Source organism: Agrobacterium sp. H141 (genome assembly GCF_057158725.1).
Genome location: NZ_CM169893.1, coordinates 730,001 through 743,910 on the forward strand (window position 1 = coordinate 730,001; position 13,910 = coordinate 743,910).

The following is a 13,910-nucleotide window of genomic DNA, read 5'->3' on the forward strand; positions in this document are numbered from 1 at the left end:
GTTTAGGCTTGCAATGTCCGAACCCTTTCCCGGTGAACCTTATGACGGTCTAGCCGACCGGATTTTGGTGAGGGATTGGATGTAGGTGGGAAGCTTGTCACTCTGGATGCTGTCGTTGTTTGAGGGTTTAGGCCCTTGTCTGACGGCACATCGGATTACCGTTGCCTGACCGCGCGGTACCGGATTTGATCTCGAGAAGCTGGTCTTAAAGATCTGGTTCCGTGTGAGTTGCTCGGCGTAACTCCAAGAAAGGGACCGGATCGAACACGTCGATGGCATCTGACAGGGCTGGTTGTAAAAGGTAACCGGTCTTTTGGTCATTCGTTATGCATTGGGTTTTACCTTGTGTGTTGGGGTGATTGGTACGGGGTTTTTAACACTTCCCCGGTGGCCAGACCTTTGGTTTGATTTTGAAGTTTAGGCTTTGAGATCTGGCTTTAGGTTCGAATAAGGATGAGCATTGGCAATGAGAACGATTAAGTGTTTTAAGGGCATTTGGTGGATGCCTTGGCATGCACAGGCGATGAAGGACGTGATACGCTGCGATAAGCTGTGGGGAGCTGCGAATAAGCTTTGATCCATGGATTTCCGAATGGGGGAACCCACCTTAGATGCTTGGAGAATCCAAATTGAGTTTAGGCTCGGTTTGGGTTTCCAAGCATTGATATAAGGTATCTTACTTTCGAATACATAGGGGTAAGAAGCGAACGCAGGGAACTGAAACATCTAAGTACCTGCAGGAAAGGACATCAACCGAGACTCCGTTAGTAGCGGCGAGCGAACGCGGACCAGGCCAGTGGCAATCAGGAATAAAGCCGAACAAGTTGGAAAGCTTGGCTAAAGTGGGTGACAGCCCCGTAGGCGTAGAACACTGATTGTCCTTGAGTAGGGCGGGACACGTGAAATCCTGTCTGAACATGGGGAGACCACTCTCCAAGCCTAAGTACTCGTGCATGACCGATAGTGAACCAGTACCGTGAGGGAAAGGTGAAAAGCACCCCGACAAGGGGAGTGAAATAGAACCTGAAACCGGATGCCTACAAGCAGTCGGAGGGCGCAAGCCTGACGGCGTACCTTTTGTATAATGGGTCAACGACTTAGTGTATCTAGCAAGCTTAAGCCGGTAGGTGTAGGCGCAGCGAAAGCGAGTCTTAATAGGGCGATTGAGTTAGATGCATTAGACCCGAAACCGAGTGATCTAGCCATGAGCAGGTTGAAGGTTGGGTAACACCAACTGGAGGACCGAACCCATATCTGTTGCAATAGATCGGGATGACTTGTGGCTAGGGGTGAAAGGCCAATCAAACTCGGAGATAGCTGGTTCTCCGCGAAAACTATTTAGGTAGTGCGTCGATCGAATACCCTCGGGGGTAGAGCACTGGATGGGCTATGGGGACTCACCGTCTTACTGATCCTAACCAAACTCCGAATACCGAGGAGTACTAATCGGCAGACACACGGCGGGTGCTAACGTCCGTCGTGAAGAGGGCAACAACCCTGACCTCCAGCTAAGGTCCCCAAGTCATGGCTAAGTGGGAAAGGATGTGAGGATCCCAAAACAACCAGGATGTTGGCTTAGAAGCAGCCATCATTTAAAGAAAGCGTAACAGCTCACTGGTCTAAATAAGGGTCTTTGCGCCGAAAATGTACCGGGGCTAAAGCCATGCACCGAAGCTGAGGATTGTAGTGACTTGTCACTGCAGTGGTAGCGGAGCGTTCCGTAAGCCTGTGAAGGGAGACCCGTGAGGGCTCCTGGAGGTATCGGAAGTGCGAATGTTGACATGAGTAACGATAAAGGGGGTGAGAGACCCCCTCGCCGAAAGACCAAGGGTTCCTGCTTAAAGTTAATCTGAGCAGGGTTAGCCGGCCCCTAAGACGAGGCGGACACGCGTAGTCGATGGGAACCACGTTAATATTCGTGGGCCTGGTGGTAGTGACGGATCGCACAAATTGTAACACCTTATTGGATTGGTGTTGCAGTGGAGCGGTTCCAGGAAATAGCTCCACCGTATAGACCGTACCCGAAACCGACACAGGTGGTCAGGTAGAGTATACCAAGGCGCTTGAGAGAACTGCGTTGAAGGAACTCGGCAAATTGCACGCGTAACTTCGGAAGAAGCGTGACCCCAGGATACGCAAGTGTTTTGGGGTGGCACAGACCAGGGGGTAGCGACTGTTTATCAAAAACACAGGGCTCTGCGAAGTCGCAAGACGACGTATAGGGTCTGACGCCTGCCCGGTGCTGGAAGGTTAAAGGGAGAGGTGCAAGCTTTGAACTGAAGCCCCAGTAAACGGCGGCCGTAACTATAACGGTCCTAAGGTAGCGAAATTCCTTGTCGGGTAAGTTCCGACCTGCACGAATGGCGTAACGACTTCCCCGCTGTCTCCAACGCAGACTCAGTGAAATTGAATTCCCCGTGAAGATGCGGGGTTCCTGCGGTCAGACGGAAAGACCCCGTGCACCTTTACTATAGCTTTACACTGGCATTCGTGTCGGCATGTGTAGGATAGGTGGTAGGCTTTGAAGCAGGGACGCCAGTTCTTGTGGAGCCATCCTTGAAATACCACCCTTATCGTCATGGATGTCTAACCGCGGTCCGTTATCCGGATCCGGGACAGTGTATGGTGGGTAGTTTGACTGGGGCGGTCGCCTCCGAAAGAGTAACGGAGGCGCGCGATGGTGGGCTCAGACCGGTCGGAAATCGGTCGTCGAGTGCAATGGCATAAGCCCGCCTGACTGCGAGACTGACAAGTCGAGCAGAGACGAAAGTCGGTCATAGTGATCCGGTGGTCCCGCGTGGAAGGGCCATCGCTCAACGGATAAAAGGTACGCCGGGGATAACAGGCTGATGACCCCCAAGAGTCCATATCGACGGGGTTGTTTGGCACCTCGATGTCGGCTCATCGCATCCTGGGGCTGGAGCAGGTCCCAAGGGTTTGGCTGTTCGCCAATTAAAGCGGTACGTGAGCTGGGTTCAGAACGTCGTGAGACAGTTCGGTCCCTATCTGCCGTGGGTGTAGGAATATTGATAGGATCTGTCCCTAGTACGAGAGGACCGGGATGGACGTATCTCTGGTGGACCTGTTGTCGTGCCAACGGCATAGCAGGGTAGCTATATACGGAATGGATAACCGCTGAAGGCATCTAAGCGGGAAACCAACCTAAAAACGAGTATTCCCTATCAGAGCCGTGGAAGACTACCACGTTGATAGGACGGGTGTGGAAGCGCAGCAATGTGTGAAGCTTACCGTTACTAATAGCTCGATCGGCTTAATCGTTCTCATTGACCATGCTCATCAAAGCCAAAGGCTTCGATGATGCCATCTGTTTTGTTCTCACGCTGTCGGCCCTTTTTGCCGTCGCTGAGAACCACGCGCCGAACCTTCGGCGACGCGCCTTGCGCTTGCGGACTTCGTCCGATCACTGCAAGGGAAACAAACCAAAACGTGTTCGCCTAAGACAAATGAGGGTAACCTCAACCAGCTTCTCAATATGCAAAGCATCAATACGGTTCCGTATTAACGCTTTGGCACCCTTCTGAGCGAAAGCGAAGACCTAAGGTTTGCCAAAGAAATGGGAACAACGTTGATGCCAAGCATCAACATTGCCCTTTGCCGACCTGGTGGTTATGGCGGGGCGGCCGCACCCGTTCCCATTCCGAACACGGCCGTGAAACGCCCCAGCGCCAATGGTACTTCGTCTTAAGACGCGGGAGAGTAGGTCGCTGCCAGGTCTGCAAAAGGCAATGAAATCATAATCTTCTCATCACAAAACAATCGGGCCTCGTCCCAAAATGAGGCCGCTCAAAAAGCGGCCCTCTTGCTGTCCAAACATTATTCCGCGGGGTGGAGCAGCCCGGTAGCTCGTCAGGCTCATAACCTGAAGGCCGCAGGTTCAAATCCTGCCCCCGCAACCAAAATCCAACCAAAATCAAAAACACAAATTCAATTAGCATATCAAATACAAGATATGAAAATAAATCCCGGACCTCAAAACGCCCGGGCGTTCAATCTGTCTGCAAACGCAGAAGACGCAGTTGCTTTCCAGTTTTCAGGAGAGACTTGTGTTGCCGATCTGGGCGGGAATTGTGATTTCGACACGCAGACCGCCCGATGTCCTGTTCTTGGCTGTTGCCACTCCGCCATGCCATTCGGCCGCCCGGCGCGTAATCGCCAAGCCGAGGCCGTATCCCGCGCCGGTGGAAGCGGTTGAACGTTGAGAGAAGGGTTGAAAGATCGCCTCGAGTTCCGGCTCTGGCACTCCGTTTCCATCGTCTTCAATCGTTAGCAGAAGTGTATGCCCTTCGACCTTTGAGGTGACCAGGACAGTTGTCCCTTCTGCCGTGTGTGTGATGGCGTTGCGGATGACATTTTCGAGTGCACGATAAATGAGATCGCCGTTGACGCTGGCCACAAAGCTATCGACGCCCAGGTAATCGACCTTCGTGTGACGCGCATGCCCCTCAAAGCCGGCATCTTCGACGATCTCCCGCACCAGATCGATGACATCCAGCGTCTGCCGCTCAAAGCGTGGGGTGCCCCGTTCTGACAGCCTCGCCAGTGTCAATATTTCGCCGACCAATTTGTCGAGACGTTCGACTTCGCGCTCCATCCGCTCGATCATTGCTGTGACCCGCGCGGGGTTTTGCTGCAGGATGCCAATCGCGGCCTGCAGCCTCGACAATGGTGAGCGAAGTTCATGGGAAATGTCGTGGAATAGCTGTTGCTGGCGGATATGAAGCTCCTGAAGCCGTGTCGCGGTAATATCGAGGTCATGTGCAAGAGAGGTTATCTCATCGCGCTTGCTGCCAATCGTATGGGCAATGCGCACATCGAGTTGGCCCTTTGCCAGCGACCTCAGGCCATAGCGAAGCTGCTCCACGGGTGTGATGTAATACCGGGCAAGCCAGTAAGCGGCCGCTGCGGCGGCGATGAGCGCTGCCAACCAGGGAACCGTTCTCGGCCAGGTCCTGGAAATCATGCTTCGGACCGAGCCGTCAATTTGCATGCGGTAGCAATTTCCATCGGACACGGCGCTCCTGGCACGTTCATTGGCATCTGACAGTGCACAATCGATCGCCGGGCCAATGCGGGTGATGCGGATGGCAATGTCGCGGCCGGTTCGTCGCATGGCGGCGATCATCTCCGTTGCGGCACTTGCGCCATTCGCTTGAAGGAGCTGCACCGCCGTGTCCAGAGCCAGGGCCTGCTCCCGTTGAGCGACTTCTTCTTCGAAGGGCGACTGAAACAATAAGCTGATCGCAAAGAGCAGCGCTATCGACCCAGCCATGGCCAGCCATACGACAATGAAGAACTTCCAGAACAACCGATGCATACTAGCCTTCCAGCAGCTGATATCCGCGCCCCCGGACGGCCTGTATCCAGGGCTGACCGTCTGCGCGTGCGCCAAGTTTTTGGCGAATACTGCTGATATGAACATCAATTCGCCGGTCGAATGCGGTCAAAGGCTTGCCGAATGCGCGAAGCGAAATCTCCTCCTTGGAGACGAGCTGGCCGGCAGATCGGGCAAGTACCTCCAGAAGACTGAACTCGGTTCCCGTCAGTTCGAGCGGTGTGCTTCGCCACTCAGCCTCACGCCTGGAAGGATAAAGGGATAGCGCGCCGGTCTTGATCTCTTCTACGGTGCCGTCCCGTCCTGTTCGTCCAGAACGGCGTAGTATCGCGCGGATGCGCGCCGCCAACTCGCCTGGCGAGCAGGGTTTGGACACATAGTCGTCCGCCCCCAGATTGAGGCCGGATATGCGATCGATATCGTCTCCGCGGGCCGTCAACATGAGTATGGGTATATCCCCGACCTGCCTGATCCTTCGCAGCACTTCAATGCCATTCATCCGTGGCATCATGATATCCAGGACGATCAGGTCGGTGGAAGAGGACATTGCTTCCGCAACACCCACCCTGCCATCGGTTGTGGCTTCGACGGTAAACCCTTCTTCCGTCAGGTATTCTGACAGCAAATTGGTGAGTTCGACGTCGTCATCGATTAAAAGCACCTTGGTCATATCATGCATCCGTCGGGTCGTTGCGCGCAGCTTTACGGCTTGCGGGCGACGAATACAGCGCTTTTACACAACTTAACACGTTCTTGACCGACATTAACATGGGGATCTCTATAGTGCGGCCAACAGTTCCAGGCAGCGGAAAATCATGCGCTCTATCTCTATCAGGCTCCTTCCGCTGATCGCCGCGGCGACCTTTCTTGCCAGTTGCACGAGCCTTGGCCAGTTGAAGCCGTCGACTTCCGCGATTGCCGCCCATTGGCACGCAACTTTGCCGCATGCTGGGCGTTCGACCGATCTTCTGGCATGGTGGGCGAGCTTCCAAGATACATCTCTGGGCGCATTGCTGGACTTGGCAGAACGTCAAAATCCGTCTGTACAGGAAGCTATCGCCAATATCGATCAGGCCCGCGCCACGTTGGATTCAACCCGGTCCGGGCTTTTCCCCTCGCTCGACGGCTCGACATCGGCTAGGCGCGCCGGCAATCATGGGGATGATGCAAACGAGACTGCGGCTCAGACCACCAAAAATGGCGCGCTCGATTCCGAATGGGAACTCGACCTGTTCGGCAAGATCAAAATGCAGACGCTGGCTGCTTCGTCGCGAGCTGAGGGCAAGGTCTGGTCGTGGCATGACGCCCGGATTACGATTGCCGGTGAAGTGGCTGATTATTATGTTCAATATCGCGCCTGCCGTCAGCTTGAACGGCTCTATCGCGACGCGCTTGCCTCGCAAAGAGAAACGATCCGTGTCACAGAAAAATCGACACAATCTGGTCTCACGTCGACGGCGGATCTGGCTCTTGCCCGTGCGAGCGCAGCGACCTCGTCGTCAAATCTTACTTCCCAGCAGGGCGATTGCGAGATCATCGTAAAATCGCTGGCTCAGTTAACAGGGGGAGACGAACCTGTCGTCAGAAAACTGCTGGCGCAGGGTCGTAGCCGGATACCCCAACCGACTGCTTTGCGTATAACTTCGGTTCCTGCAGCGGTCTTGCGCCAGAGACCGGATGTCAATGCGCTGGAGGCTGAAGTGGCTGCCACAATCGCTGACGTCGGCGCAGCAAAAGCCGATTTGTATCCGAGCCTCAGTCTGAGCGGCTCAATCTCGATCAGTGAAGCGACCTTGACGGGACGATCTGCGCCATGGTCGTTCGGCCCAGCTCTCTCGATTCCCCTGTTTGATGGTGGGGCCAAAAGGGCGGCTGTCAGAAGTGCTGTGGCTGACTACGATGTGGCTGTCGCGAATTACAAGTCCGGCGTCTTATCCGCCATTGCGGAAGTCGAGATGGCTCTTGTCCGTGTCAATACGGCGTTACGGCGGATTTCAGATGCCAAAACGGCAGCTGAAAATTATCAAAGTTATTTTAACTCTGTTGATCAAAACTGGAAGTCCGGCGGTGCGAGCATCCTTGATCGCGAGGAAGCACGTCGGTCGGCTCAGTCCGCCGCGATTACACTCATCGAAATCAGGCGCGACGCGGTTCGTTACTGGATCGCCCTTTACAAGTCTCTGGGAGGTGGATGGTCTGCCTCGGCCGGACCTCAATAGCCTCTAACGGAATAAAATGATGCGAAAACTTGTCCTCATTCCCGTCGCAATGGCCCTCGCCTTGTCGCCCTATTTTGCGCAAAGCATTCCTGCATGGAGCCAGGAGACGCAGGAGACGATGGCGAAAGCCGCGGCTTTGACCGTGAATGTCGCAAAGCCTGAGGTGTTGGTATGGCCGGTAAGGATCCCGGCGAGCGGTCGTCTTGCCGCCTGGCATGAGGCAACACTTGCCGCTGAAGTGAGCGGCATGAAAATCATTGAAGTCAATGCAGAGGTCGGCAGTACCGTCAAAAAAGGTGATCTGCTGGTCAAGTTTGCGGCTGAGAGCGCTCAGGCTGCATTGGAACAGCAACAGGCAGCCGTCGAGAAGGCTGAAGCCGATCTCGATCAGGCGACCGCGGATGCCGATCGTGCCCGTGGGCTAACGGATTCGGGTGCGTTGTCAAAACAGCAAACGACCGAATATCTGATTACTGAGCGCAAGGCCAAAGCGACACTGTTTTCGGAGAAGGCGGCGCTTGAAGCGGCACAACTTACCCTCAACCAAACCAAGGTTTACGCCGTTGACGACGGGGTTATTTCCTCGCGTACCGCCTCGCTTGGCGACGTTGTTACTGCCGGTGAAGAGCTTTTCAAATTGATCCGCCAAAACCGGATTGAATGGAAGGCCGAGCTGCCGATCAAGCGGCTGTTTGATGTCAAGGAGGGGACCAGAGCACTCATCCCGACGCCTATTGGCGATGTGCACGGCGAGGTGAGATTGGTCGCGCCGACGGCGTCGACTGACAATGGTCGCGTGATAGTCTATGTGAGCCTGCATCCTGAAGCTGATATGCCTCAGCCGAAAACCGGTATGCTGGTCAGTGGCTATTTTGAACTTGACCAGACGGATGCGCTGACAGTGCCCGCCGCGGCTGTGACCCTCAAGGATGGCTTTTCTTATGTTTTTGTTTTGAACCCGAACGACCAGACGTCTGTGACGCGCAAGCGGGTAGAGATTGGTCGGCGGCAGGATGACCGTGTGGAAATTATGTCCGGTGTAGAGAAGACCGACCAGGTCGTGATGTCAGGCGGTGCATTTCTGGCGGATGGTTCAACCGTCCGTGTGGAAGCACTCGGCGCATCGGCGGAGAAGGAAGAGGCGAAATGAATTTCTCTTCCTGGTCTATCAAGAATCCCGTCCCGCCCATTCTGCTTTTTGCCTTGATGACAGGCTGTGGGCTGTGGGCGTTTAATCGTCTCGATGTTCAAAATTTCCCTGATATGGATCTGCCTACCATCACGATCAGTGCATCGCTGGATGGTGCGGCGGCGTCGCAGCTGGAAACGGAGGTGGCCCGTAAGATCGAAGATGAGCTGACAGGCCTCGATCAGCTGGATTCCGTCACGACGACCATTACCGACGGCTCAGTCAGCATCTCTGTCGCGTTCGAAGTGGGCAAAGATACGCAAACCGCGCTGGACGAAGTGAAGAGTGCTGTCGACGAAGCGGAAGGTGATCTTCCACAGGATATGGATGCGCCGACTGTCAAAAAGGAATCCTTGAACGGCTCGCCATTGATTACGTTTGTGGTGAGTTCGGACAAGCTGGATGACGCCGAACTGTCGTGGTTCATCGATAACGATATGTCAAAAGCACTGATGTCGGTCGAAGGCGTTGGGCAGGTCGGTCGTCTGGGTGGCGTTGACCGTGAGATCAGGGTTGAGCTCAATCCCAACCTGCTCGATGGTTTGGGACTGACAGCAAACGATGTCAACAGTCAGTTGGAGGCCGTGCAATCTGACCTGTCAGGTGGTAAAGGGCGTATCGGTGGCGAAAGCCAGTCGGTTCGCACTCTGGCGGCCGCAGACAGCGCCGAGCAGCTTGCCGGCATGCCGATCCCCTTACCCAAGGGAAGTTGGGTTCGGCTGGACGAACTGGGCACTGTGACAGACACTCATAGCGACCTCAGCTCCCTTGCCTATCTCAATGGCAAGCCCGTGATTGCCGCCCAAATCAAGCGTTCCAAAGGGTATTCCGATATCGCAGTCACGGAAGACGTCCGCGCGGCAATGAAGACATTTGCTGCTGATAATCCCAGTGTGAAGATAGAGGAAGCCTACAACACGATCGTTCCGACCGAGCAGAATTATGAATCCTCCATGAGTATGATCTACGAGGGTGCAATCATCGCGATTCTGGTGGTCTGGCTGTTTCTGCGCAATTGGCGCGCGACGCTTCTGGCAGCCGTTGCCCTTCCGCTGTCAATCATACCGACATTCCTGGCCATGTATTATTTTGGCTACACGTTGAACACGGTTACTCTGTTGGCGCTGTCTTTGGTGGTCGGCATCCTGGTCGACGATGCGATTGTGGAAATTGAAAATATCGAACGCCATCTCGAAATGGGGAAAGCCCCATTCGACGCGGCAATGGAAGCGGCAGACGAAATCGGCTTAGCGGTGATTGCCACGACATTCACCCTGGTTGCCGTGTTCCTGCCAACAGCCTTCATGGGCGGTGTCGTTGGCATCATCTTCAAGCAGTTCGGCATCACGGCGTCCGTGGCTGTTCTGGCCTCGCTGCTGGTCGCACGGCTAGTCACGCCGATGATGGCTGCCTATCTTTTGAAACCGAACAAGGCGAAGAAAGACGAGGACGGCCGTATCATGCGGACCTATCTCTGGCTGGTTAAGGGCGCGCTTCGGCGTCGCTGGATACCGGTGCTGGGTACGGCTGCATTTCTCGGCTTTACATTGGTGCTTCTGAGCCAAATGTCGACAGGGTTTTTCCCGGCATCTGACGACGGACAAACGCAAGTGTCCCTCACCACGCCGCCTGGATCAACGATTGCAACAACCGACATCGTTGCCAAGAAAGCGTCCGAGATCATTGCAAAAGTGGATCACGTTACCTCTGTCTTTCAGGCGACGGGTTCGGCCACAACGGGCGCCGGTCCTAACGGTGGCTCATCGACGTCGAGCACCAACAGCGCCACAATTGTTGTCAATCTGACACCGATCGATGAACGCGATGTCAAACAATCTGAGATCGAAGGTGATTTACGCAAGGCGCTTGAAGTCTTGCCCGGAGCGCGTGTTGAAACAGGCACGGGCGGCAATGGTACGGAGCTCACGCTCACTTTGTCCGGCGATGATTCCAGCCTTCTTGAAAAGGCAGCCGCCAGTCTCGAGGCAGATTTGCGGACGTTGAAGGGCATTGGCAATGTGACATCGTCGGCGGCGGTCCAGTCGCCAGAGATCGTCATTATCCCGGACTTGGCAGAGGCCGCGTCCTTGGGCGTGACATCGAAGGCTATTGCCGAGGCGGTGCGCGTTGCCACGGCAGGGGCCTACGATGCAGCGCTGTCGCAGCTCAATTTGCCTGAGCGCCAGGTCGATATTCGGGTCATGCTTGACACCTCCAGCCGGCAATCCCTTGATGCCATTTCGCTTATTCCGGTTGAAGGGGCCGATGGCAATGTGTCGCTCGGTTCAATCGCCGACATTTCAATGGGGGCCAGCCCAAGTCAAATCGACCGGCTTGATCGATCACGCAATGTGTCGTTGACTGTCGAGCTGAATGGTCGCAGCCTGTCGGAAGTCACGAAGGAGGCAGAAGCCTTACCGGCTTACAAGAACCTGCCGCAGGGCGTGAAATTTGTCGAGCAGGGCGAATTGAAGCGGCAATCCGAGCTGTTCAGCAGTTTCGCCACAGCAATGGCGATTGGCATCTTCTGTATTTACGCGGTTCTGGTCATCCTGTTCCATGATTTCCTTCAACCTGTCACGATCCTGATGGCTTTGCCTCTCGCGCTCGGCGGTGCGTTATTGCCGCTCGTCCTGACGGGGACAAGCTTCTCGATGCCTGCCGTAATCGGTCTCCTCCTGTTGATGGGGATCGTTTCCAAAAACTCTATCCTGCTCGTGGAATATGCGATCGAAGCACGCAGGGATGGGATGTCTCGCTATGATGCCCTGGTCGATGCATGCCACAAGCGTGCGCGCCCGATCATCATGACCACCATCGCCATGGCCGGCGGCATGACACCGGCTGCCCTCAGTCTCGTCGAAGGTGACCCGAGCTTCCGTCAGCCGATGGGCATCGTGGTTATCGGTGGCTTGATCACCTCAACCTTCCTCAGCCTGCTGGTGATCCCGGTCGTGTTCACATTTCTGGACGATCTTCTGATCTGGATTAAAGCGCGCATGGGAATGGCAGCAACGGATCGCGCGGTTTGAACGCATTGACCCAGCACCGAGGGCTTGGTTAGCAAAGATCTGCTCCGCCATGCAGTTGCCAGCTTCGACGCACCGCTTCAGCAGCAAGCGGTGCGTCGAAGGGCTTATAGCGCCAGCTCGCTTACGGGGTCGAACACGTGGACAGCCGTTTCGTCGAATGCCAGCCTGTATTCAGATCCCGTTTCAATCTCAGCGTTCGGCGGCAGACATGCGGTGATGGTCTGGTTTCCTGCGAGCGCGGAGGTTACGAGCTCGGGGCCGGTCAATTCGACCAGCTCGACGCGGACCTTCAATGACCCAACAACTTCTTGCTGACCTGCCAACCTGAAACTTTCCGGCCGAATGCCGATCTTGACGATCTGTCCCTTTTTGACGGTTGCTTGCAGGCGTGAGGGGATGGCAATCGTTTCATCGCAACCGGGAAAAGTGAACCTGTCCCCTTCGACTTTGGCACCAAGAATATTCATTGGCGGCGAACCGACAAAACCTGCGACGTAGAGCGTTGCGGGGCGATTGTAGATGTCTTGCGGCGTGCCCAGTTGCTCAATCTTGCCGTCGCGCATGACGGCAATTCGGGTCGCCAGGGTCATCGCTTCGATCTGGTCATGCGTCACGTAGACAACGGTTGTCTGAAGTTTCTGATGCAAGCGCTTCAGTTCCACACGCATTTCTGTGCGCAATTTGGCGTCGAGGTTGGAAAGCGGTTCGTCGAACAAGAAGATTTGCGGGTCGCGTACCACCGCGCGACCGATGGCGACCCGCTGGCGCTGGCCACCCGATAGTTCCGACGGCCTCCGATCCAGCAGATTCTCGATCTGCAGGAGACGGGCTGCATCCAGTACCGCTTTCTCACGTGTCTCTTTCGACACTTTGCGCATTTCGAGCCCGAAGCCGATGTTTCTGGCGACCGACATGTTGGGATAGAGCGCGTAGGACTGGAACACCATGGCGATGTCCCGGTTTTTCGGATGAACGCCCAGTACCGATCGCCCACCAATCAGGATGTCGCCGCTGGTCGGTTCCGCCAATCCGGCTATGATGTTGAGCAAAGTGGATTTGCCGCATCCCGACGCGCCCAGAAGGACGAGAAACTCGCCATCATCCAGCGAAATATCGATGGCCTTGAGGGTGTCTACGCTTCCGTAGCTCTTGCGAATGGATTGGATGTCAAGAGCGCTCATCAGATGGCCTCACGTTCGTAAAGGGCCTCAAGCCCGGTATAGCGCCTCGGCGCGGTCGATATTGCATGGGAAGCAACGCGCGATCCAGCACTGAGGCACGCGTCCAGCGGTTGGCCGGCGCAAAGTGCGGCAAGGAATGCAGCGTTGAAGACATCGCCGGCGCCGATGGTATCGACGACTGTGACCTCGGGCGTGGGAGCAGAATAGATCTTTCCGTCTCCTGTGATGGCGATCGCATCGTCCGGGCCGCGTTTAACCACCAGAATGCCATCGGTGCACATATGGGCTTTCAACTTTTGAGCCGCTTCAATGGGATCCGGGCAATCGGCAAGTTCGGTGGCTTCCACTTCATTCAGCAAGGCGCAATGGCATCGCTCAAGCCAACTGGTTGCTGCCCGTCGATTGCTTTCGGTCCAGCCGTCAAGGGGCCAGCCGGTATCGAGTGCAACGTCAATGCCATGCGCATCCGCCCAGTCGAAGAAGGCGTCATATTCGTTGCGCAGTTGGTCGGTCAGGAATGAGCCGCATAGAAGTGCACAACCGCCCTTCAGACTTTCGATGTCCAGCATCGCTTTGACCTGGGAGAAACTGAACAACGGCAGGTGACCGCGCGTGGTGAAGAAGGTTCGCTCGTCATTCGGATGGGTGATCCCGACACTTAAAGTGGTTCCCACCTTTTCCGTTGGCCAGGCTCTGCTGCGCTCGGCAAAAGCATCGCGCAACCACAGACCGAACTGGTCATCGCCGACATTGGCGGCAATCTGGTAATCGATGCCAAGACCAGTCCATGCCAGTGCGGTGTTGCCAGCCGAGCCGCCTACACGCAATTCGTCATGATCGACGATGATCTCCGTGCCGGCTGCAGGCCAAGGGGCGGCAGGGCCGAGAATGAGGTCGATATTGACGTTGCCAATGACTGCAAGAGGACGCATTCCG

General features: G+C 55.5%; 7 protein-coding genes, 1 tRNA gene and 2 rRNA genes. 6 read left to right on the forward strand and 4 right to left on the reverse strand.

Annotation, left to right across the window (positions count from 1 at the left end):
• The first annotated feature begins 474 nt into the window (after window positions 1–474).
• The 3 genes from ACWPM9_RS03250 to ACWPM9_RS03260 all read left to right on the forward strand — a co-directional run bounded on the left by ACWPM9_RS03250 (window position 475) and on the right by ACWPM9_RS03260 (window position 3,917).
• Window positions 475–3,279 (forward strand): 23S ribosomal RNA (locus ACWPM9_RS03250).
• 340 nt (window positions 3,280–3,619) lie between these two features.
• Window positions 3,620–3,734 (forward strand): 5S ribosomal RNA (gene rrf, locus ACWPM9_RS03255).
• 106 nt (window positions 3,735–3,840) lie between these two features.
• A tRNA-Met gene (locus ACWPM9_RS03260) sits at window positions 3,841–3,917 on the forward strand.
• A gap of 134 nt (window positions 3,918–4,051) precedes the next feature.
• Here ACWPM9_RS03260 and ACWPM9_RS03265 read toward each other — a convergent pair.
• A complete protein-coding gene (locus ACWPM9_RS03265) occupies window positions 4,052–5,335 on the reverse strand; it encodes a HAMP domain-containing sensor histidine kinase (protein WP_484756730.1) in 1,284 nt (427 codons plus the stop codon).
• Window position 5,336: 1 nt separating this feature from the next.
• Complete coding sequence (locus ACWPM9_RS03270; RefSeq protein ID WP_484756731.1) at window positions 5,337–6,023, reverse strand: response regulator; 687 nt, start codon at window positions 6,021–6,023, stop codon at window positions 5,337–5,339.
• A gap of 145 nt (window positions 6,024–6,168) precedes the next feature.
• On the opposite strand from ACWPM9_RS03270, the gene ACWPM9_RS03275 reads away from it, so the two are divergent.
• From ACWPM9_RS03275 to ACWPM9_RS03285, 3 genes are read left to right on the forward strand one after another with little or no spacing between them, the layout of a single operon-like run.
• Complete coding sequence (locus tag ACWPM9_RS03275) at window positions 6,169–7,572, forward strand: efflux transporter outer membrane subunit (protein WP_484756732.1); 1,404 nt, start codon at window positions 6,169–6,171, stop codon at window positions 7,570–7,572.
• A gap of 16 nt (window positions 7,573–7,588) precedes the next feature.
• Entirely contained in the window at window positions 7,589–8,722 is a 1,134-nt protein-coding gene (locus ACWPM9_RS03280) for an efflux RND transporter periplasmic adaptor subunit (protein ID WP_484756733.1), read from the forward strand.
• Complete coding sequence (locus ACWPM9_RS03285) at window positions 8,719–11,793, forward strand: efflux RND transporter permease subunit (protein WP_484756734.1); 3,075 nt, start codon at window positions 8,719–8,721, stop codon at window positions 11,791–11,793. Before ACWPM9_RS03280 ends, ACWPM9_RS03285 begins: the two co-directional genes overlap by 4 nt.
• Window positions 11,794–11,897: 104 nt before the next feature.
• On the opposite strand, the gene ACWPM9_RS03290 is transcribed toward ACWPM9_RS03285, so the two are convergent.
• Window positions 11,898–12,974: an ABC transporter ATP-binding protein gene (locus ACWPM9_RS03290; RefSeq protein ID WP_484756735.1), complete on the reverse strand. Its 1,077-nt coding sequence runs from the start codon at window positions 12,972–12,974 to the stop codon at window positions 11,898–11,900.
• Window positions 12,974–13,906: a PfkB family carbohydrate kinase gene (locus ACWPM9_RS03295; RefSeq protein ID WP_484756736.1), complete on the reverse strand. Its 933-nt coding sequence runs from the start codon at window positions 13,904–13,906 to the stop codon at window positions 12,974–12,976. Before ACWPM9_RS03295 ends, ACWPM9_RS03290 begins: the two co-directional genes overlap by 1 nt.
• Window positions 13,907–13,910: the final 4 nt, after the last annotated feature.

Bases quoted from the DNA above. Each gene is read 5' to 3' on its own strand.
- ACWPM9_RS03265 (WP_484756730.1), bottom strand. From the start codon at position 5,335: ATGCATCGGTTGTTCTGGAAGTTCTTCATTGTCGTATGGCTGGCCATG.
- ACWPM9_RS03270 (WP_484756731.1), bottom strand. From the start codon at position 6,023: ATGACCAAGGTGCTTTTAATCGATGACGACGTCGAACTCACCAATTTG.
- ACWPM9_RS03275 (WP_484756732.1), top strand. From the start codon at position 6,169: ATGCGCTCTATCTCTATCAGGCTCCTTCCGCTGATCGCCGCGGCGACC.
- ACWPM9_RS03280 (WP_484756733.1), top strand. From the start codon at position 7,589: ATGATGCGAAAACTTGTCCTCATTCCCGTCGCAATGGCCCTCGCCTTG.
- ACWPM9_RS03285 (WP_484756734.1), top strand. From the start codon at position 8,719: ATGAATTTCTCTTCCTGGTCTATCAAGAATCCCGTCCCGCCCATTCTG.
- ACWPM9_RS03290 (WP_484756735.1), bottom strand. From the start codon at position 12,974: ATGAGCGCTCTTGACATCCAATCCATTCGCAAGAGCTACGGAAGCGTA.
- ACWPM9_RS03295 (WP_484756736.1), bottom strand. From the start codon at position 13,906: ATGCGTCCTCTTGCAGTCATTGGCAACGTCAATATCGACCTCATTCTC.